General features: G+C 59.1%; 20 protein-coding genes. 7 read left to right on the top strand and 13 right to left on the bottom strand.

The window, feature by feature from the left end; translation table 11 throughout:
* Window positions 1-305: 305 nt before the first annotated feature.
* Together BLT66_RS09480 and BLT66_RS09475 are read left to right on the top strand one after the other, a co-directional pair.
* Window positions 306-1001, top strand: coding sequence for a TerC family protein (locus BLT66_RS09480; RefSeq protein WP_092757436.1), 696 nt, complete (start codon window positions 306-308; stop codon window positions 999-1001).
* A gap of 43 nt (window positions 1002-1044) precedes the next feature.
* Complete coding sequence (locus BLT66_RS09475; RefSeq protein ID WP_092757435.1) at window positions 1045-1377, top strand: phage holin family protein; 333 nt, start codon at window positions 1045-1047, stop codon at window positions 1375-1377.
* Here BLT66_RS09475 and BLT66_RS09470 read toward each other — a convergent pair.
* Entirely contained in the window at window positions 1366-2925 is a 1560-nt protein-coding gene (locus tag BLT66_RS09470) for a M48 family metalloprotease (RefSeq protein WP_092757434.1), read from the bottom strand. The genes BLT66_RS09475 and BLT66_RS09470 overlap by 12 nt on opposite strands.
* An 11-nt stretch (window positions 2926-2936) precedes the next feature.
* Entirely contained in the window at window positions 2937-3695 is a 759-nt protein-coding gene (gene tfpZ / locus BLT66_RS09465; protein WP_092757433.1) for a TfpX/TfpZ family type IV pilin accessory protein, read from the bottom strand.
* Window positions 3696-3751: 56 nt separating this feature from the next.
* On the opposite strand from tfpZ, the gene moaC reads away from it, so the two are divergent.
* Window positions 3752-4228 carry a cyclic pyranopterin monophosphate synthase MoaC gene (gene moaC, locus BLT66_RS09460; RefSeq protein WP_092757857.1) on the top strand — a complete coding sequence of 159 codons (477 nt, stop codon included), beginning with the start codon at window positions 3752-3754 and terminating at the stop codon, window positions 4226-4228.
* A complete protein-coding gene (locus BLT66_RS09455; RefSeq protein WP_092757432.1) occupies window positions 4225-5310 on the top strand; it encodes an adenylate/guanylate cyclase domain-containing protein in 1086 nt (361 codons plus the stop codon). The genes moaC and BLT66_RS09455 overlap by 4 nt, the downstream gene beginning before the upstream one ends.
* Before the next feature lie 5 nt (window positions 5311-5315).
* Here the strand turns inward: BLT66_RS09455 and BLT66_RS09450 are convergent, their stop codons facing one another.
* From BLT66_RS09450 to sucC, 9 genes are all read right to left on the bottom strand, one after another.
* Entirely contained in the window at window positions 5316-6698 is a 1383-nt protein-coding gene (locus BLT66_RS09450) for a PglL family O-oligosaccharyltransferase (protein WP_255406855.1), read from the bottom strand.
* A gap of 177 nt (window positions 6699-6875) precedes the next feature.
* Window positions 6876-8603, bottom strand: a complete 1728-nt coding sequence (locus BLT66_RS09445) for a PglL family O-oligosaccharyltransferase (protein WP_143029184.1) — start codon at window positions 8601-8603, stop codon at window positions 6876-6878.
* 100 nt (window positions 8604-8703) lie between these two features.
* Window positions 8704-9138 carry a pilin gene (locus BLT66_RS09440; RefSeq protein ID WP_092757429.1) on the bottom strand — a complete coding sequence of 145 codons (435 nt, stop codon included), beginning with the start codon at window positions 9136-9138 and terminating at the stop codon, window positions 8704-8706.
* Window positions 9139-9344: 206 nt separating this feature from the next.
* Window positions 9345-10133, bottom strand: a complete 789-nt coding sequence (locus BLT66_RS09435; RefSeq protein ID WP_092757428.1) for a 3',5'-cyclic-nucleotide phosphodiesterase — start codon at window positions 10131-10133, stop codon at window positions 9345-9347.
* Between the two features lie 222 nt (window positions 10134-10355).
* Window positions 10356-11051 (bottom strand): FHA domain-containing protein, encoded by a 696-nt coding sequence (locus BLT66_RS09430; RefSeq protein WP_092757427.1) that lies wholly within the window; start codon window positions 11049-11051, stop codon window positions 10356-10358.
* 44 nt (window positions 11052-11095) lie between these two features.
* A complete protein-coding gene (locus BLT66_RS09425; protein ID WP_092757426.1) occupies window positions 11096-11881 on the bottom strand; it encodes a Stp1/IreP family PP2C-type Ser/Thr phosphatase in 786 nt (261 codons plus the stop codon).
* A gap of 213 nt (window positions 11882-12094) precedes the next feature.
* Window positions 12095-12796 carry a TerC family protein gene (locus BLT66_RS09420; RefSeq protein WP_092757425.1) on the bottom strand — a complete coding sequence of 234 codons (702 nt, stop codon included), beginning with the start codon at window positions 12794-12796 and terminating at the stop codon, window positions 12095-12097.
* Window positions 12797-12976: 180 nt separating this feature from the next.
* Window positions 12977-13873 (bottom strand): succinate--CoA ligase subunit alpha, encoded by an 897-nt coding sequence (gene sucD, locus BLT66_RS09415; RefSeq protein WP_092757424.1) that lies wholly within the window; start codon window positions 13871-13873, stop codon window positions 12977-12979.
* Window positions 13874-13883: 10 nt separating this feature from the next.
* Window positions 13884-15053, bottom strand: a complete 1170-nt coding sequence (gene sucC / locus BLT66_RS09410) for an ADP-forming succinate--CoA ligase subunit beta (protein WP_092757423.1) — start codon at window positions 15051-15053, stop codon at window positions 13884-13886.
* 127 nt (window positions 15054-15180) lie between these two features.
* On the opposite strand from sucC, the gene argC reads away from it, so the two are divergent.
* Window positions 15181-16092, top strand: a complete 912-nt coding sequence (gene argC, locus BLT66_RS09405; RefSeq protein ID WP_092757422.1) for an N-acetyl-gamma-glutamyl-phosphate reductase — start codon at window positions 15181-15183, stop codon at window positions 16090-16092.
* Between the two features lie 81 nt (window positions 16093-16173).
* Here argC and recX read toward each other — a convergent pair whose 3' ends face one another.
* Together recX and recA are read right to left on the bottom strand one after the other, a co-directional pair.
* Complete coding sequence (gene recX / locus BLT66_RS09400) at window positions 16174-16653, bottom strand: recombination regulator RecX (protein ID WP_092757421.1); 480 nt, start codon at window positions 16651-16653, stop codon at window positions 16174-16176.
* Window positions 16654-16707: 54 nt separating this feature from the next.
* Window positions 16708-17811 (bottom strand): recombinase RecA, encoded by a 1104-nt coding sequence (gene recA / locus BLT66_RS09395; protein ID WP_092757420.1) that lies wholly within the window; start codon window positions 17809-17811, stop codon window positions 16708-16710.
* A 138-nt stretch (window positions 17812-17949) separates the two neighbouring features.
* Here recA and BLT66_RS09390 point away from each other — a divergent pair, with 138 nt between their 5' ends.
* Together BLT66_RS09390 and BLT66_RS09385 are read left to right on the top strand one after the other, a co-directional pair.
* A complete protein-coding gene (locus BLT66_RS09390; RefSeq protein WP_092757419.1) occupies window positions 17950-18423 on the top strand; it encodes a MarR family winged helix-turn-helix transcriptional regulator in 474 nt (157 codons plus the stop codon).
* A 48-nt stretch (window positions 18424-18471) separates the two neighbouring features.
* Window positions 18472-19146 (top strand): response regulator, encoded by a 675-nt coding sequence (locus tag BLT66_RS09385; RefSeq protein ID WP_092757418.1) that lies wholly within the window; start codon window positions 18472-18474, stop codon window positions 19144-19146.
* Window positions 19147-19170: the final 24 nt, after the last annotated feature.

Genomic DNA, 19170 nt, shown 5'->3' with positions numbered 1-19170 from the left:
CTAATCGCGGGCTTGAAGGGGAGTAGCTCCCGCCCGCCGCAATCGCGGGCACCCACTGGTCGTCAATACGTTGCCCCGCAAGGGCTTCCGGCCAGCGGGGCATCTCACAGATGCCGAGCAAGACCTTCGATACCCACCTGCAATGGTTGGGGTCGAAGTGCTCCCAGCGGCCAGCCCGCCCCACACTCCCGATCTCACCGTTTGCGGTTACCCACAACGTTACGGAGTCACGACTTACATTCCGCCCGGTTGGCAGGCCAAAGGCCTGCCAACCGGGCGGAATGTAAGTCATTAGGAGTACTTTCATGGAATTTTTATCCGCCCCCTGGTGGTCTGCCCTGCTGGCGATCATTTTGATCGACCTGGTACTGGCCGGCGACAACGCCATCGTCATCGCCCTGGCCGCGCGCAACCTGCCGCCGCATCTGCAGAAGAAGGCCATCATGTGGGGCACCGTGGGCGCCATCGCCGTGCGTTCGGTGATGACCATCGGCGTGGTCTGGCTGCTGAAGATTCCCGGCCTGATGCTGGTCGGCGGTCTGGGCCTGCTGTGGATTGCTTACAAACTGCTGGCCGACCAGGGCAGCGAAGACGGGCACGACGGTCCGGTAGTCAGCACCTTCTGGGGCGCGATGAAAACCATTCTGGTGGCCGACGCGCTGATGGGCGTGGACAACGTGCTGGGCGTGGCCGGTGCCGCCCATGGCGCCTTCGACCTGGTGGTGATCGGCCTGTTGGTCAGCGTGCCCATCGTGGTGCTGGGCAGCACCGTGGTGCTGAAGCTGGTCGAGCGCTTCCCGGCCATCATCCAGATCGGCGCCGCCGTGCTGGCCTTTACCGCTGCCAAGATGATCGTCGGCGAACCGGTACTTGCCTCGGTGTTCGGCCCCGCCGCCCCCTGGAGCACTGCCGCCCATTGGGGTGTGTACGCAGTAGCGGTTGCCGGCGTGCTGGCCACGGGCAGCTGGAGCGCACGACGTAAAGTGCAAGCCACGGCCTGATCCGCGGTCCATGCGGCCCCGCAGAAGCGGTATCCTTGGCCGCATGAAACTTCTACTCAAATGGCTGCTCAGCGCGGCCGCCCTGCTTCTGGTGGCCCATCTGTACAGCGGAGTGCAAGTGCAGAACTTCACCACGGCGCTGATCGCAGCGCTGGTGATCGGCCTGCTCAATACCGTGCTGCGGCCGGTGTTGGTGGTGTTGACCCTGCCGGTCACGGTGCTGACCTTGGGCCTCTTCCTGTTTGTGCTGAACGCGCTGATGTTCTGGTCGGCGTCCGGCCTGCTGGCCGGCTTCCACGTGACCGGGTTCACCGCGGCCTTGATCGGCTCGCTGATCTATTCGGCACTCGGCATCGCCATCGACTCATTTGTCTAGCTTGTCCAGGGCCTGCTGTTTCAGCTGTGCCTGGATTTGCCGCGCGCGGGTGTCGATGATCGAAGCCTCGATGTCGTCCACCGGCCCGCTGCCAACTGGCGGCTTGCGCGCCCAGTCTTGCGCGGCACGGAAGCGGTCCATCGCCCCCGCATAGTCCAGCCGGGCCACCTGGGCCTCGGCCTCGGCGCGGATCGCGCGCAGGGTCTGGCCTTGCGCGGTGTAGGCGGCGGCCAGCAGCTGCCAGGCCGTGCCGTCGCGCGGATGCAAGGCCACCCAGGGCTGCAGCCGGGCGATCGCGTCTACCGCCTTGCCGCTGCGGGTGCGGATCTGCGAACCCAGCAGCAGCTCGGGCCGGCCCGGGGCTTGCATGTCAACCAGCGCAGCTGTGGCGGGCAGATCGCCCGCCGTCCATTCGATTTCGGCCGCCAGCAGGCGGGCGATGCGGACGGCGGCGGCGTGGGGCTCAACCAGGGCTTGCAGCCGGACCACCAGGCCGCGGGCCTGGGCAAAGTCACGCTGGCGCAGCGCCGACAGCGTGCCAGCGTAGAGCACGCCGACGCTGCGCACATCCATGGCCGGGCCGGTCGGTTTGGCGCCTTTGGCCTCGCCAACCCAGGCACGCAGCATGTCCACACCAGGGTTGCCCAGCACCCGCGCGCGGGCCGCCATCATAGCCTGCACCGGGCTCTGCGGCGTAGGCGTGGGCCGCGCGTCCAACGCCTGGCGCGACTGCATGTCGGCAATGCGCTCGGTGGTCAGCGGATGGCTGCGCAGATAGGGGAAGGAGCCGTTGTCGCTGATGCGCGAGGCCTGCTGCAGCTTTTCGAACATGCTGACGAAGCCCAGCGGGTCGAAGCCGGCCTGCGTCATCACGCCGTAGCCGATGCGGTCGGCCTCGCGCTCCATGTCGCGCGAGAAGTTCAGCTGGTTCTGCACCGCCGCCGCCTGGCCGCCGACGATCATCGCGTTGGCGGCGTCGGGGTTCTTGCTGGCGGCCAGCGCGCCCAGCACCATGGCGCCGATCATCCAGGGGGTTTGCCGGTTTTGCGAATCCATCATCCGGGCGATATGCCGCTGGGTCACATGGCTGAGCTCGTGGCCGAGCACCGAGGCCAGCTCGTCGTCGCTGGTGACCACGCCGATCAGCCCCAGGTGCAGGCCCAGGTAACCGCCGGGCACGGCGAAGGCGTTGATGGTGCGGTCGGCACCCATCAGCACCTCCCAGGCGAAGCGCTGGTCCAGCTCGTCGGTCAACTCGCCACGCTGGCGGGCTGCAGCCAGCAGCGGCTGCCAGATGCTTTGCACGTACTCGACCAGCACGGCGTCGTCGATGTAGTCGGGGTCGCGGTAGATCTCGCGGGCAATCCGCTCGCCCAGACGGCGCTCGGCGCTGGTGCCCATGCTGTTGCCGTCGCCCAGGCTGGGCAGCTCGGCTGCCGGGGCGGCGCGCGTTTGGGCCACACCAGGCACGGGAAGCAGCAGCGTACTTGCTATTAAAAATAGAGCTGCCGACGCATGGTATGCATTCGCCAAACCCCTATTTTTCATAAAAATTTTGTTCAAAATGAATCCAATGGCAGAAAGGCGATGGGCTGTGCGGTCTGCAGATCGACAAAGACCGTCCAGTAGGACTTGCGCCCTATCAGAGGCAGATAACCCAGGCCGTCGGCGCTGAGCCCGGTAGCGGCTACCGTCCGGCCGATGTCGGCGGCGCTGCCGGCGAAGCGACTGCTAAGTTCGGCCACCGGCCTGGCAGCTTTGCGGACATCGGCCTGGCCGGCGGCATAGCTTTGCCAGACATCGGGCCGGGCGGCAATGGGCACACCGCCCATTTCTGCCAGCGCCAAGTTCCACTTTTCGGTTCCATCCTTGAAGGGGCGCAGCGACAACAGCGTCGGACGCCACAACGGCAAGGCGGTGATGCTGGCAGGTGTCTGGTCCAGCAGCTCACGCGGCACTTCGGCCGCATGCACCACCCGAAAGCGATTGACTTCAAACACTAGGTGCACCGGACGGGCCTCGAACACCGTCCACATACCGTAGCCCAACCCGCCCAGTTGCACCAGGGCAATGGCGGCCAGGTCGCGCCGCAGCACTGGCCAGGGCTTGGCGCGGTCGAAGATCGCCAGGGTCAGCAGCGGACCGAGTACCACATCCACCGCGACCACCAGCAAGAAAAGCTCGCGTCCTCCCGATATCTCCCGGTAAGGATAGGGGTACCACAGACCAAACACCACCAGGCCCGCCAGCAAGGCCACGCCCAGGCAAATCCCGATGTGGATGCCCGCCGCACGAAACCGTTCTTTCCAGTTGACCATAACCTTATGATGCTTGAGATGAGTGAAGTTTCTGTAAATCCCGGATTGTGACCCGCATGACGACCCTGACGCATTTTGACGCCCACGGCCAAGCCCATATGGTCGACGTGGCCGCCAAAGCCCATACCCACCGCACGGCCGTGGCCACCGGCCGGATTGACATGCTGGCCGCCACGCTGGCCGTGATCGAGAGCGGCAACGCCAAGAAAGGCGATGTGCTGGGGATTGCGCGCATCGCCGGCATCCAGGCGGCCAAGAAGACCAGCGACCTGGTGCCCCTGTGCCATCCGCTGGCGCTGACCCGGGTGGCGGTGGAGTTTGCGACACTGGCCGAGCCACCATCGGTGCAGTGCACCGCCACGGTGGAAACCGTGGGTCCGACCGGGGTGGAGATGGAAGCACTGTGCGCGGTGCAAGTCGCCCTGCTGACGATTTACGACATGTGCAAGGCAGTCGACCGCGGCATGGTTATGCAGGGAGTGCGGGTGGTGGAAAAGCACGGCGGCAAGTCGGGGAGCTTTGTGGCGCCATGAAGCACATCGACCGGCAAGATCTGATCCGCGAACTGCTGGCGACTTTTGACCCCGGCAACCCGGCACTGCCGCAGAACGGCGAACAGCGCCTGCAAGCAATTGGCACCGCCATCGACCGCGCCACGGTGCACGCCCCCACCGACAGCGAGACCCGGCGGGTGACGATTCTGCTATCCGACCTGCGCGGCTTCACCGCGGTGGCCGAGCAATTCACCGCCATGGAGATGGTGACGGCGCTGAACCGCTATCTGGAGCGAATGACCGAGATCATCGTGCGCCACGGCGGCTGCATCGACAAGTTCATGGGCGACTCCATCATGGTGCTGTTCGGCGCGCCGCTGCCGCTGGACAACGACATCGAGGCCGCGCTGGCCTGCGCCATCGAGATGCAGCTGGCCATGGACGACATCAATGCGCAGAACTTGCTGCACGGCATGGCGCCGCTGTACATGGGTATAGGCATCAACACCGGCGAGGTGGTGGTCGGCCACCTGGGCTCACGGCTGCACAGCGAATACACGGTGATCGGCGACCAGGTGAACCTGACCTCACGGGTCGAGGCGCACAGCCTGCGCGGGCAGATTCTGCTGAGCGAGAACACCTACCAGCAAGCCAAGGACTACATCGACATCGGCGATGTCAACGAGGTGCAGGTGAAAGGCAAAAGGGGCTGCGTGCGCATGGTCGAGCTGCTGGCCCTGCGCGGCGCGCGTCCGATGACCGCCCCCCAACGCGAGGTGCGCAACAGCGCCCGTGTCGAAGTGGACATGCCGCTGGCTTACCAGGTCCTGAAGGGCAAATCGGTGCTGCCCGAAGAGCATACCGGCCGGATTGTCGATCTAGGCTATGGCGGCATGTTCGTCGTCAGCCCGGACGAGCTGGAGCCTTTTGACGACATCAAGATCGCGCTGTCGCTTTCACTGATGGGCCGCGAGCTGACCGAGATTTACGCCAAGGTGCTGCGTGTGACCAAGATCGATGGCGGGTACATGTTCCCGGTGGAATTCACCTCCATCGAGCCCAAGGCACAACTGGCGATCAAGGAGTTTGTCGACAGCATTGTGCAGAGCAATACGCGCTGATCGATTTACGGCGCCGGCGGGTGGCTGGCCATCCAGTCGGCATAAGCATCGGGAAACGCCTCCTTGAAGCGGGCCAGATGGAAGGCCGCAATGTCGTCGCGCCCCAGCAGCAGCGCGCTGTCGATCACCCGCTCCACCACCCTGGCCTCGGGAGAGAAATGCAGCATATCCAGCGCCAGACGCAACTGGGCGGCCGCGTTCTCCGCCGTCAGCGGGGTCACCGACAGCTCGGCAAACCGGACCTGGCTCTGGAACAGGCGGGTGTCGCGGATCTTGTTCAAGGTGTCGGTCCGGTAGGCCGGATCGCGCGCATCGGGCGCCAGGTAAATCTGGCTGATCCGGTGGTAGTCCCAGCCCGCATAAGCGCATGCCGCTATCAAAAAAGTAGCCATCCCTGCATATCCTACTTGCACCAGGGCCCGATTTTTCATAAATACCGCTGGCGGACGCCGCCATAACAGCAACACACACAAGCCCACGGCAATCTGGAACGGGCCGTACCACAGCGGGTATTCCAGCAGGCTGTGCAAACCCACCACCGCCAGCACCGACCAGGCCATCTGCCGGGTGGCATCGGTCTCGGCCCAGGGCCTGGCGCGCAGCACCCATATCGTCAGCAGGCCACACAGGGCCAGCGCCGTCGGCACACCCAGCTCGACCGCCAGATGAAGCGGCAGGTTGTGGGCGTTGTCCAGAATGTCGCAAAACCGCGGGCCGTCGTACAAGGTGATGTAGTGGGCATAGTCAAGTTCGCCCCAGCCCCAGCCGAACCAGGGATGCTCGGCGATCAGCGCCAGCACGTTGCGCCACAGCGTAATGCGGCTGGAGCACACGGCATCGCCCGCCTGCAGCCTCGCCCAGGCACCGCTGGACCAGGGGTCCAAACCAATCACCATAGGCAAGGCAAGCAAGCCAAAGCCGTAAGCAAGTACGTACCCCACCACCAGACGCGCAGCCGGTTGGCTATAGCCCCCCCATAGGCCAACAAGACCCAGCAGCAGCGTGATCTGGAATAAACCTGTCCGTGACGACGACACCGCGTTGCCCACCGCCAGCAACACTGCCAAGCCCAGTTGCCCGCCTCGTAGCATCAAGGTCATGGTCGGCGGCTTAACTTGTACCGACCACCACAACAATGCAGCGAAGGCGATGCTGGTTAGACTCGCATACTGGTTGCGCTGCCGCAAGTTGCCAAACGCCTCCCCCAGCGATGCCACATTTACCAAAGGGGAGAGCTCTGCACTCAGGCCAAAATACTGGGCCAGACCAATCGCACTGCTCAGTCCTCCCGCAAGCAACCAGGCGCTGGCCGCCACCCGCGGCCAATCCAGGCGCGATGCACGTAGCCAGGTCAGCCAGAACGCCTGCAAAAGCAGTAACCCGGCCACTGCGCCACAAGAAATCAACCAGGGGATAACCGCTGAAGCGGGGCCTGGCGCAAAAGGGTTAAGCCAGGGAACGGCTAGCAGAGTACATGCAAACCAGAGTTTCCAATCAGTAAAACCGAGCGCACGCATTAATAAAGCACACGAAGTTCGTTATATTTTCTAATTTAAAAGCCAGCTTCAAGGAGTAGGCGGTGAGGATGGATGTTGCGCAGGAATTGACCACGTGACTGCCGCAATAGCGGGCTCGGTGCGGGATAAATTAATCCATATACGCTGCAAATCTTGAAAAGATCCTCTAGGTAAAACATTTTCCATTTTACCTATCCATTCGTAGGCTTCTTCCGTTCGGTGGCGATAAGCCAGTGCTTTCGCCATATTTAACATATTTGAGGGCGTTGGAAAACTGCTTGTGATTTTTTTTAGTTTTTGCAAATCGTCTTCACTTATATCAGACTCAACATCTTTTCGTGCATAACGAATGAATTCTGCCAAATCGTTCAACAAAATAACATCCGGAGATTCACCGGGCGGCAAGTTGCCAACACGAGCCATCTCTAAGCGATATGCTCTGAAACTAGCATCAACCCGAAGATAATCTCTAATAATAAAACCCAACAGGGCAAATATTACTAAAAATATTGAAAGCACAACCCATCGATTCATCTTAAATACGACTCGAGCATGCAGATTATTATTCAACATACCCATCACCAATCCCGTTGGCAAAAGAAAATAGGCATGGTGCAGAGGTAGTTCCAGCATTGCATGAACCCCCACAGAAAAAACAAATGCCATTAAAATCGCATCGTATTTATTTGAGATCTTTTTTAACGAATCGATCATCCATATTGAAAAATAAACTGCAACTGCACCTCCGATAGGAATTCCGCACCAAAGAATCAAATCCAAAAACAAGTTATGAGATTGAAGAAAAAATGCCGTCAGGTTTGCGTGGTCTTGTGCAACCGTCAATTGCGCAACGGCCAGTCGATTCCAGCCATAACCCCACAATGGATTTTTTACAACTGCATCCAAGAACAAACTATAGGCTTTAAGCCGCAACAGCGTGGAGGCCCCACCCAAAGAAGTGGAACGAATTTCTACGTCAAGACCTAATATATTACTAAAGTATTGCAATAAAAATGTGCAACCAACAAAGTATAAAAAAAGCAAAATTATCACTTGAGGTACTTTAGGGGAAGACCATAACCTTCGCCAAACCCAAGCTGCACAAGTTATCAGAAATAATGCCAAAAATGCCATTCTGGATTGAGTCATCACTATGCCAAATAACAAAATCAGCGCTGTGATCACAGAGAATGCAAATCCAATTTTTTTTCTACATACTCCCCAGGCGCACGCCAACAGCCCCCAAATTTGCAGAGTAGCTAATTGGTTAGGTTGCCCTAAATTCGCAGATGGACGGCCGGGTGAAAACTCAGCGGACCAAATCTCCAATTGGTCAAAATCGAATGATATGCCTAACCATTGCCGCAACTGCAAACCAACAGACACCATGGCGGCGATTCCAATCGCTAGAAATAAACCGTCGGCAGCCATATTCGGCGTGGCTGCCTCCCAGCGGGAACCGATCAAAAGTGAACACAAAAACCCTAATAAATAGGCAGTGCACACCCATGCTTGGCCCGCATACGGAATCATTCCCGCGAAAAACTGTACGAATGGCACAAATGAGAGTATCGCCACAACTACAGGGAGAGCATGCCAATTGACCTTGTCACTTGATCGCACGATGACTGCCAATGCCGCAAAAGACAATATTACAGCCACCCAAGCATCCGTATGAAATGTGGCCCATGGATAATAATGGTTGGGGATTAGCCATGCCATTGCTAACAATGGAATCCACAAACTTAACCAAAGAGGAGGAAGCGGCTTTTTCAAAATGAAGTCATTCCAGTTTTAGGGCAACAAACACCACTTGGTACAAGTGTTTTAGACATAAAAAAAGCCCCCCGAAGGAGGCCTTTTAGGCAATATTTTATCAAACGCCTTGGCAGCTAGCAGGACGGTATTTAGCCGTAACAGTGCCAGAGCAAATCCAGATAACTTGGCCAGTCGTCGAAGAATACGTACCAACTAACTGGATATTGGAGCCAGTAATTCGAGCTTCACCCTGCGCAGTAGCCGTTACGATGCCATTCGTTGTTGCAGAAGTAGTGTAAGAAACCGCGCTCACATACTTAGAAACTTGATTATTCACTGTTGCGCTAGCAACGTCCGGCATTTGACCAAAAACCTGTGCTGCTTCAGAAATGGATGTTTTGGCTGAAGAAGCCGCCAAAATCACCTCCGAAACCTTGGCTCGCACAGTGTAATCTTGGTATGCAGGCAGAGCTACTGCAGCCAAAATACCAATAATTGCCACGACAATCATCAGCTCGATAAGGGTAAAGCCCTTTTGCAGAGAACGCTTCATTGAAAACTCCTAAAGTAAATGTTACGACAAGCAATCAATGCAGATACCGTGCCAGCAAATATTGCTCCGCTAAGGTCAAAAAGTTTGCGAAGATTTATCAGTTCTGCACTGAAACATCTTGAACTGTTGACTTTTTTGTCACCCACAAAAGTCTACATCCGAAAAAACGACTTTTTTGACATATCCGCGCGTGAAACATCACTATCTCACACTTCGAACAGTTGACCTGCATTCAGCCACCGTATGTCGTGCGGAAAACTACCTCCAGGTAAAACTTCGTCAAACTGAGCGATCTCACCCATGATTAACTCTGTCTCAAAAGGTTTGGTATGGGTAATGAAGATGGGGAACTTATGCTGCTCGTCAATCAGATCCAATTCGCTGGCCAGCGTAGCCGGGGACAAATGCAGACTCCGGCGAGCGAGCTCCTTCTCTCGGTTGCTGAAAGCCGTTTCAATCACCAGCATGGCCACGTCAAGTTGCTCCAAACGCCGCCAAAAAGCGGGGTTGCGCTCGGTGTCACCGGTAAAGACCCAGCACGGGCCTCCTGCTGATACGGAATACCCAACAGCAGGAACTGTATGCACAGCGGGCAGAGCTTCAATGTTTTTACCAACGACGCAAATAGTTTGGCCCATGGCAATTTCGTGGAAACTGATAAAAGGCGCGGCTGTAGAAGGAATTACACTGAAATCTGGCCATATCACATTGTTAAAAATATGCGCTTTCAGCGCCGCAATGGTGCCAGCCAGGGCGTAAATTTTCAGTGCTTCCGTCCTCTGGGATGCCACAGCGTCCACCATCAGCGGTAGCGCGGCTACGTGGTCGAGGTGCGAGTGGGTGAGGAACACATGGTTGACCGCGCACATTTCATCCAACGTGAGGTCACCGACACCGGTACCCGCATCAATCAAAATATCGGAATCGATAAGGAAAGACGTGGTCCTACAGTCTTTCGCGATGGCGCCAGAGCATCCCAGTACGCGGACCTTCATGGGCACACCTTTTATATGATCTCAAATTAGGGGAGCCATCTCATCAGAATCGGACAGCAACTGAGGCGTAGAGGCTACCCCGCATGCTAAAGACAGAAAAGGTACTTTTTCTCATTCTGGCGCAGAACATAAGCGTTTTACAGTTCACTCACTGCTTGAGCTACAGAATTTAGTGCCAACTTCCGATACCGTTGAAAACGCTTATCGATCTGCCGACAATCTTTAAGGCTGGATGAACTGCATTTGCGTGCCCGCAAGCTGCAACACGTCGCTATGTTTGAGCGACACCGGTGTGGCGCCAATCGGTGAACCATTCAGCATGGGCTGCTCCGCACCTTCGACATGCACCACGACGTAGCCGTGAGGACGCCGGGTAATCGCCGCCACCGCCACCCCTGGTTTGCCTAAAGTGGTGACGACCTTTGTCAAGGTCACCTCACGCCCTGCAGCCGCACCTGTCAACACTTTGATTGCCGCATGGCTATGGGCTGCGAGCTCAGCGCCGGCGAGCGGTGTAGGAGCAGAGTGGTCGGACGCTCGACGTGTGTACTGCACCGGCCCCGTCGCCAAAGGCACGCCGCTGACCATCCCTGGCCGTGTCGTAAAAGTCTTCTCCAAGCCTGCTTCTGCGCCTTCATGGATGAACTTGAGCTTGTATTTCCCGACTTCCACCAAATCGTTGTTTTGCAGAACCTGCTTGCGGGCTGCCTTACCGTTGATGTACGTACCGTTGGTGCTATTGAGATCCTCCAGATGGACCTCTTGCCCCACCATCAGGACGACGGCATGCTCACCGCTGACCGCCAGATTGTCGATAACGATATCGTTATAAGGCCGACGCCCCAAAGTCGTACGGTCTTTGGTCAACTGTACTTCTTTGATGACCACTCCATCGATCGACACGATCAATTTGGGCATGGTCGGCTCCTGTGTCTGTTCATGGACTTGGCACCCGTAAAAATCTAGCTTCCTAATAGCCGGGATACCAGTCCCCGTTTTTTGGAACCGGCCATGGCTTGCACCAGCAAAACTGTAATGTTATCCCGTCCGCCGTGCGCATTGGCGATGCTGACCAGTTGGATGGCTTTTTGTTCTAGCTCGGCATCGGTTTCCATGATACGGGCGATCGGGGCATCTTCAACCATATCAGACAAGCCATCGGAGCACATTAAGTACACATCGCCTTCTTCTACGACATGTTCATGCACTTCCAGCAACACGGTATCCTCGATGCCCAATGCGCGGGTAACCAGATTCTTGTTCACCGAGATAGCCGCCTGGGCCGGTGTAATCAGACCCGCATCCAGTTGCTCTTGCAGCAAAGAATGGTCTTTCGTGATTTGCACCAATGCGTTATTGCGAAACCGGTAACAGCGCGAGTCGCCGATGTGGCCCAGCAGCAGACGGGAATCCTGGAACACGCCCACCACCAGCGTGGTGCCCATACCGGCGTACTGCTCGTGTGTATTGGCGGCGGTAAACACGGCCAGATTGGCGTTGTGCACGCAAATATCCATGGCGCGCCGAACTTCCTTGCCGTTGGCCTGGAGGCCCGCATCCAGCAACCAACGCCCTAGCTCCGTTTGGATAAAGGCGGTCGCCATGCTGCTGGCCACCTCGCCTGCGTTGTAGCCGCCCATGCCATCCGCCAAGACGGCAACGCCGCTGGGCGCGTCAAAGGCCACCGCATCTTCATTATTTTCACGCAGGAGGCCCGGGTGGGTTTGCGTGCAGAACTCGTAAATCATCTTGTTGTCAGGCTAACTTCGGGGGAGCAAACTACCGTATGCAGAGAATTGATCATAGTCTGCCGCGGTATGCGGTCGATCTGACACACCGATATGCGAGATTGCTCAATTTTGATATATTTTGTTACAAATAACACATAAAAACAGCCCCAATGGGGCTGTTTTACCGCGTGCCTACGTAGCGGTCAGGACTGTGAGGCTGCAAACAGCAAATTAAGCGGCACCAGCCGATGGCTTGCGTTGCATGAATTTTCCCACAGCCAAGACGATCAAAGCGCCAGCGATGCCAAATGCATAGTGCCAGTTCTTGTCTTGCGGCAGGTACTGGACCAAAGCTGGATCGCTGTGCGCCATGGTTCCGGCAATCCAGCCCAGCAACATGCCACCTACGGTGATGATGAACGGGAAGCGGTCCATCAGCTTCAGCACGATCTGGCTACCGCCCACGATGATAGGGATGCTGACCAGCAGACCGAAGATCACCAGCGGCAACTGGTGCGTCTCGCCAGCACCCTGGGCTGCACCCGCGATAGCGATCACGTTGTCGATGCTCATGACCAAGTCGGCCACGATCACGGTTTTCACCGCACTCCACAGCTTGTCGCTGGCCTGGATGTTGTCGTGACCACCGTCTTCCTCAGGCACCAGCAATTTAATGCCAATCCACAACAGCAAAATCGCGCCGACCAGCTTGAGATACGGCACTTGCAACAGCGACAGCGCAAAAGCGATCAGCACCACACGCAACACGATTGCGCCCACCGTACCCCAAAGGATGCCCTTGGTACGCTGCTTTGCAGGCAGGCCCCGGCAAGCCAGAGCGATAACAACGGCGTTGTCCCCTCCCAGCAGGATGTCGATCATGATGATTTGGCCGACAGCCAGCCAGAAATGGGCTGTGAGGAATTCTTCCATGGTGGTCCTTAGCGTGACAGCTCGTACGGGTCCGCCTGCGCGTAGCGTCTAAGCAAAAATCTGATTGTCCCCTAAACAATTCAGGCCCGGCACTGTGGATAACCGCAATACCAGGCCTGTCGAGGGAACGCCCGGACTGGCAGACCCGAGGGCCGCACCAGACCTTGGCGCGTGTCTGCCTTACTTCAGCAAAGCCTTGAGCAGCTTGGCCATTTCAGAAGGATTGCGCGTAACGGTGAAGCCACACTCTTCCATCACCGCCAGCTTGGCATCCGCCGTGTCGGCGCCACCGGAGATCAGCGCACCGGCGTGGCCCATGCGCTTGCCGGGAGGCGCGGTCACGCCAGCGATGAAGCCAACGATAGGCTTCTTCATGTTCAGCTTGCACCAGCGGGCGGCTTCGGCTTCGTCTGGACCACCGATTTCGCCGATCATGATGACCGCGTCGGTATCTGGATCGTCGTTGAAAGCCTTCATCACGTCGATGTGCTTCAGACCGTTGATCGGGTCGCCACCGATACCGACAGCGCTGGACTGGCCCAGGCCGATTTCGGTCAGCTGGGCCACAGCTTCATAGGTCAGCGTGCCGGAGCGCGAAACCACGCCAATCCGACCCTTGCGGTGGATATGGCCGGGCATGATGCCGATCTTGATTTCGTCAGGCGTGATCAGGCCGGGGCAGTTAGGGCCCAGCAGCAAGGTCTTCTTGCCGCCAGCAGCTTCCTTGGCCTTCATGCGGTTGCGCACTTCCAGCATGTCCTTGACCGGGATGCCTTCGGTGATGCAGATCGCCAGATCCAGGTCGGCTTCAACAGCTTCCCAGATCGCAGCGGCTGCGCCAGCCGGCGGCACGTAGATCACCGACACGGTAGCGCCTGTGTCTGCAGCTGCTTCCTTGACGGAGGCAAAAATTGGGATACCGAAAATCGATTCGCCGGCCTTCTTGGGGTTCACGCCCGCCACGAAGGCGTTCTTACCGTTCGCGTATTCCTGGCACTTTTCGGTGTGGAACTGACCGGTCTTGCCGGTAATACCTTGGGTGATGACCTTGGTGTCTTTATTGATGTAGATAGACATTGCTTATTCCTTAGGCAGCAGCTTTGACCGCAGCAACCACTTTTTCAGCCGCTTCGGCCATGGTGTCTGCACTGATGATGGGCAGACCGGATTCGGCCAGCATCTTCTTGCCCAAGTCTTCGTTGGTACCCTTCATGCGCACCACCAGTGGCACGGACAGATTCACGGCCTTGCAGGCGGTGATCACGCCGGTGGCGATGGTGTCGCACTTCATGATGCCGCCGAAGATGTTGACCATGATGGCCTCGACCTTGGGGTTCTTCAGCATGATCTTGAAGGCTTCGGTGACCTTCTCGGGGGTGGCACCGCCGCCCACGTCCAAGAAGTTGGCCGGCTCAGCGCCGTACAGCTTGATGGTGTCCATGGTGGCCATGGCCAGGCCGGCACCGTTCACCAGGCAGCCGATGTTGCCGTCCAGGCTGATGTAGGCCAGGTCGAACTTGGAAGCCTCGACTTCAGCTGCGTCTTCTTCGTCCAGATCGCGGTAGGCCACGATTTCTGGGTGGCGGAACAGCGCGTTCGGGTCGAAGTTGAACTTGGCGTCCAGCGCCATCAGGTTGCCCTTGGAGTCGCAGTTCAGCGGGTTGATTTCCACCAGCGAGGCGTCGGTCTCCATGTAGCACTTGTAGAGCTTGGCGAAGATGTCGACAGCCTGGTCGACCGAAGCGCCCGTCAGGCCGATGGCCGCGGCAATCTTCTTGCTCTGCTCGGTCGTGATGCCGGTCAATGGATCGACGTACTCGGTGATGATCTTCTCGGGCGTGGCGTGTGCCACTTCCTCGATGTCCATGCCACCTTCGCTGGAAGCGATGAAGGCAACCTTCTGCGTGGCGCGGTCGGTGACCAGCGATACATACAGTTCGTTCTTGATGTCGGCGCCGTCTTCGATATAGAGACGGCGGACCTTCTGGCCTTCAGGACCAGTCTGGTGCGTCTTGAGCTGCATGCCGAGGATCTCGCCGGCCAGCTTCTTCACGTCATCAATGGTTTTGGCGACCTTGACGCCGCCGCCCTTGCCACGGCCACCGGCGTGGATCTGTGCCTTGACAACCCACACAGGGCCGCCGAGTTTTTGGGCGGCTTCCACCGCTTCTTGCACCGTGAATGCTGGGATGCCCTTCGGCACCGGCACACCAAAATTGCGCAAGATTTCCTTGCCTTGGTATTCGTGAATCTTCATGAGGGCTCTCTCAGGAATGGATGGGGGTTCTACTCGTCTGTCTTGTATAAGACTGGCGTGCTGCGTTCTGTCAGCCCGCGAATGTATCATGTTGCAGCGCACAACACCTTACAACCATAGGCTCACCATGCCCAAAGTCTTTATCGATGGCGAAGCCGGTACCACCGGTCTTCAAATCCGCGAACGCCTGCAATTGATGCCGCAGATCGAAGTCGTCAGCATCGCCCCCGAACTGCGCAAAGACCCCGCCGCCAAGCGCGCGCTGATGGCCGAAGTGGACCTGGTCATCCTCTGCCTGCACGACGACGCGGCCATCGCATCCGTGGCCATGGTCGATAGCCTGCCCGGCAAAAAGCCCAAGATCATCGACGCCTCCACCGCCCACCGCACGGCACCCGGCTGGGTCTTCGGCTTCCCCGAACTGGCGCCCGGCCAGCAAGCAGCCGTGGCCCAGGCGGACCGCGTCGGCAACCCCGGCTGCTATGCCACCGGCGCCATCGCGCTGATCCGCCCACTGGTGGATGCCGGCCTGCTGGCGCCCGACGCGGCGCTGGCCCTACCTTCGGTCAGCGGCTATTCGGGCGGCGGGCGCAGCATGATGGAAGCCTATGAAAAAGGCGAAGCGCCGCTGTTTGAAATCTACGCGCTCGGCCTGCAGCACAAGCATCTGCCAGAAATCATGCGCTACACCGGCCTGACCCGTCGGCCGATTTTTGTGCCCTCGGTGGGCAACTTCGCGCAAGGCATGCTGGTACAGCTACCCCTGCATCTGGACCTGCTGCCGGGCCAACCGAAAGCCCAGGATCTGCACGACGCCCTGGCACGCCATTACGCGGGCAGCGAATGGGTGACGGTCGAAGCCCCTGGCGACAGCGGCAAGCTGGATGCCACCGCCCTGGTGAACACCAACAAGATGGAGTTGCGCGTGTTCGGCAACGAAACCCACCGCCACGCGGTGCTGATCGCGCGCCTGGACAACCTGGGCAAGGGCGCCAGCGGTGCGGCGGTGCAAAACCTGAAACTGATGCTCGGGCTGTAAGCGCCGCACACGCGCTTCACTATCGTTTTCGTAGCTACCTGCGCAGGCAGTGCCTGCGCAATAGCAACGAATCGTATAAATTCAGCTCTCGTCTTCCCAGTCGTCGCTGCCGGCGACCACGCGGCGTACCGCATCCGACGAAAAGCCCCGCGCCAGCAGAAACCGCTGCTGCTTGCCGCGGGCGGCGGCGTCTTCAGGTGGGCTGCCGAACTTCTTACGCCAGACCTCACGGGCCCGGGCCAGCTCGGTACTCTGCAGACCGGCCACCGCATCCAGCACCGCGCCGGGGTCCAGGCCCTTGGTCTGTAATTCCTGGCGGATACGCGCCGCACCCAGCTTGCCGGCACGCCGGTACAGCACCGAATCCACCACCCGCTGCTCGTTGATGAAATCCTTGGCCTGCAACTCGTCCAGTGCCTGGGCCAGCTCACCCGGATTTTCTTCAAACACTGCCAGCTTGCGTTCCAGCTCGGCGCGCGAATATTCGCGGCCGCTGAGCAGGCGCAAAGCCCGGCCTTTCAGGCTGATGGGCGACAAGCTTTTGTTCGGTTGAAGCGCCATTCGCTATCTCTTTAATAGCTACTGGCGCAGGTACTACCTGCGCCAGAGGTCTGTTTATGCCTCAACCTTGGCTTTTTTCACTTCCTTGACTTCCTTGGCCTCTTCCGCCGCGGCCAAGATCAGCGGAATGCCCAGCGATTCGCGCACCTTGTTCTCGATCTCGGTCGACAAGCCAGGGTTCTCGCGCAGGAATTCGCGGGCGTTATCGCGGCCCTGGCCGATTTTTTCGCCGTTGTAGGCATACCAGGCGCCGGACTTTTCGATGATCTTGGCCTCCACGCCCATGTCGATGATTTCGCCATGGCGGCTAATGCCCTCGCCAAACAAGATGTCGAACTCGGCGGTCTTGAACGGGGGCGAAACCTTGTTCTTCACCACCTTGACCTTGGTTTCGTTACCGATGGAATCGTCGCCCTTCTTGATGGTGCCGGTACGGCGGATGTCCAGGCGCACCGAGGCGTAGAACTTCAGCGCATTGCCGCCGGTGGTAGTTTCGGGCGAGCCGAACATCACGCCGATCTTCATGCGGATCTGGTTGATGAAGATGACCATGCAGTTGGCTTTCTTGATGTGGGCCGTCAGCTTGCGCAGCGCCTGGCTCATCAAGCGGGCTTGCAGGCCGGGCAGGCTGTCGCCCATCTCGCCTTCCAGTTCGGCCTTGGGGGTCAGCGCCGCCACCGAGTCGACCACGATCAGATCCACCGCGCCGGAGCGCACCAGCGAGTCGACGATTTCCAGCGCTTGCTCGCCGGTATCGGGCTGGCTGATCAGCATTTCCTGCAGGTTCACGCCGAGGTTTTGGGCGTACTGGGTGTCGAGTGCATGCTCGGCATCGACGAAGGCGCAGGTGCCGCCCAGCTTTTGCATTTCAGCAATGACTTGCAGGGTCAGCGTGGTCTTGCCGCTGGATTCCGGGCCGTAGATTTCGATGACGCGGCCGCGTGGCAGGCCGCCGACGCCCAGCGCAATGTCCAGGCCCAACGAGCCGGTGGAGACGACCTGGATGTCCTCGATCACCTCGCCCTCGCCCAGCCGCATGATGGTGCCCTTGCCGAACTGCTTTTCAATCTGCGCCAAGGCAGCTTGCAAGGCCTTGGCCTTTTCAGCGACAGCGGCTGCAGTAGGTGCGACGACGGGGGTGCGGGCGGTGGGGTTCATATCGGGTCTTTCAAAATCAAGGGGTTTAACCGTTGTACCGCCTGCTATTAACAACAGGCTGGATGCTTGAACAGTAGTTTATGTGCACCATAAATTTCTGCAATAGATTTATTAGTCAGTTTGGCTTACCATTTACCCATGGCAGATTTGGCACCCGAACCCGGCTGGCGCGAGACCCATCTGGGGCGCATGATGGAGGCCGCCCTGCGCCGCTTCGACGCCCGCGTGCTGGAGCTGATGGCCCGCAATATCGAGGTGCCGCTGGCGCTGAGCAATTTGGCAGCACGCGCCCAGGTGGGTGCCGCCCACATCCACATCACCCGGCATCTGCCGCTGCAGGGCGCGCGCCTCACCGAGCTGGCGGCCCAGGCCGGGATGAGCAAGCAAGCCATGGGCGACCTGGTCGACCAGTGCGTGGCCTGGGGCATGGTGGCGCGCGAACCCGATCCGCTGGACGCTCGGGCCCGGCGCGTGGTGTTCACTGCCACCGGTCTGGTCTGGTTGCAGGCGTTCCGGGATGCGGTCGCCCAGGCCGAAGCCGAATTCCACCAGGCCGTCGGCCCCGAGGTGGCGACCGTGGTGGCGCTGGGGCTGGAGGCGTATGCGACCTAAAATCGGGCCATAAAACAAATGCCGCACACAGCGGTAAAGGAGACAAGGATGCGCATCCTCATTGCGGAAGACGACCAGGTACTGGCAGACGGCCTGCTGCGCGGCTTGCGGGCCTCGGGCGCGGCGGTAGACCATGTCTCCAACGGCAGCGAAGCCGATACCGCCCTGCTCACCCACCATGAATTCGACCTGCTGATCCTGGACCTGGGCCTGCCCAAGATGCATGGGTTGGAGGTGCTGAAGAAGCTGCGCGCCCGCGGCTCGTCGCTGCCGGTGCTGATACTGACCGCCGCCGACAGCGTGGAAGAGCGCGTCAAAGGCCTGGACTACGGCGCCGACGATTACATGGCCAAACCGTTCTCGCTACAGGAGCTGGAAGCCCGGGTGCGCGCCCTGGCACGGCGCGGCGCGGGTGGCGCCAGCAGCAGCATCCAGCACGGCCCGCTGGTGTACGACCACGCGGGGCGCATGGCCACCATCGACGGCAAGCTGGTCGAACTATCGGCCCGCGAACTCGGTCTACTGGAAGTGCTGCTGCAGCGCGCCGGCCGCCTGGTCAGCAAAGAGCAACTGATCGAACGCCTGTGCGAATGGGGTGAAGAGGTCAGCGTCAACGCGATCGAGGTCTACATCTACCGGCTGCGCAAGAAGATTGAAAAGGGCCCAATCCGCATCGCCACCGTGCGCGGCCTCGGCTACTGTCTGGAAAAAATTGCTCCGTGATTCACGCCGTGATTTGTGCCTTGA

The organism is Rhodoferax sp. OV413, assembly GCF_900104385.1.
In the GTDB taxonomy this organism is placed as follows: Bacteria; Pseudomonadota; Gammaproteobacteria; order Burkholderiales; family Burkholderiaceae_C; genus Rhodoferax_B.
This window is presented reverse-complemented; position numbering and strand designations above follow the sequence as displayed.

What these genes read in the sequence shown, in the direction of transcription:
- BLT66_RS09480 (WP_092757436.1), top strand. Translation starts at nt 306, where the DNA reads ATGGAATTTTTATCCGCCCCCTGGTGGTCTGCCCTGCTGGCGATCATT.
- BLT66_RS09475 (WP_092757435.1), top strand. Translation starts at nt 1,045, where the DNA reads ATGAAACTTCTACTCAAATGGCTGCTCAGCGCGGCCGCCCTGCTTCTG.
- BLT66_RS09470 (WP_092757434.1), bottom strand. Translation starts at nt 2,925, where the DNA reads ATGAAAAATAGGGGTTTGGCGAATGCATACCATGCGTCGGCAGCTCTA.
- tfpZ (WP_092757433.1), bottom strand. Translation starts at nt 3,695, where the DNA reads ATGGTCAACTGGAAAGAACGGTTTCGTGCGGCGGGCATCCACATCGGG.
- moaC (WP_092757857.1), top strand. Translation starts at nt 3,752, where the DNA reads ATGACGACCCTGACGCATTTTGACGCCCACGGCCAAGCCCATATGGTC.
- BLT66_RS09455 (WP_092757432.1), top strand. Translation starts at nt 4,225, where the DNA reads ATGAAGCACATCGACCGGCAAGATCTGATCCGCGAACTGCTGGCGACT.
- BLT66_RS09440 (WP_092757429.1), bottom strand. Translation starts at nt 9,138, where the DNA reads ATGAAGCGTTCTCTGCAAAAGGGCTTTACCCTTATCGAGCTGATGATT.
- BLT66_RS09435 (WP_092757428.1), bottom strand. Translation starts at nt 10,133, where the DNA reads ATGAAGGTCCGCGTACTGGGATGCTCTGGCGCCATCGCGAAAGACTGT.
- BLT66_RS09430 (WP_092757427.1), bottom strand. Translation starts at nt 11,051, where the DNA reads ATGCCCAAATTGATCGTGTCGATCGATGGAGTGGTCATCAAAGAAGTA.
- BLT66_RS09425 (WP_092757426.1), bottom strand. Translation starts at nt 11,881, where the DNA reads ATGATTTACGAGTTCTGCACGCAAACCCACCCGGGCCTCCTGCGTGAA.
- BLT66_RS09420 (WP_092757425.1), bottom strand. Translation starts at nt 12,796, where the DNA reads ATGGAAGAATTCCTCACAGCCCATTTCTGGCTGGCTGTCGGCCAAATC.
- sucD (WP_092757424.1), bottom strand. Translation starts at nt 13,873, where the DNA reads ATGTCTATCTACATCAATAAAGACACCAAGGTCATCACCCAAGGTATT.
- sucC (WP_092757423.1), bottom strand. Translation starts at nt 15,053, where the DNA reads ATGAAGATTCACGAATACCAAGGCAAGGAAATCTTGCGCAATTTTGGT.
- argC (WP_092757422.1), top strand. Translation starts at nt 15,181, where the DNA reads ATGCCCAAAGTCTTTATCGATGGCGAAGCCGGTACCACCGGTCTTCAA.
- recX (WP_092757421.1), bottom strand. Translation starts at nt 16,653, where the DNA reads ATGGCGCTTCAACCGAACAAAAGCTTGTCGCCCATCAGCCTGAAAGGC.
- recA (WP_092757420.1), bottom strand. Translation starts at nt 17,811, where the DNA reads ATGAACCCCACCGCCCGCACCCCCGTCGTCGCACCTACTGCAGCCGCT.
- BLT66_RS09390 (WP_092757419.1), top strand. Translation starts at nt 17,950, where the DNA reads ATGGCAGATTTGGCACCCGAACCCGGCTGGCGCGAGACCCATCTGGGG.
- BLT66_RS09385 (WP_092757418.1), top strand. Translation starts at nt 18,472, where the DNA reads ATGCGCATCCTCATTGCGGAAGACGACCAGGTACTGGCAGACGGCCTG.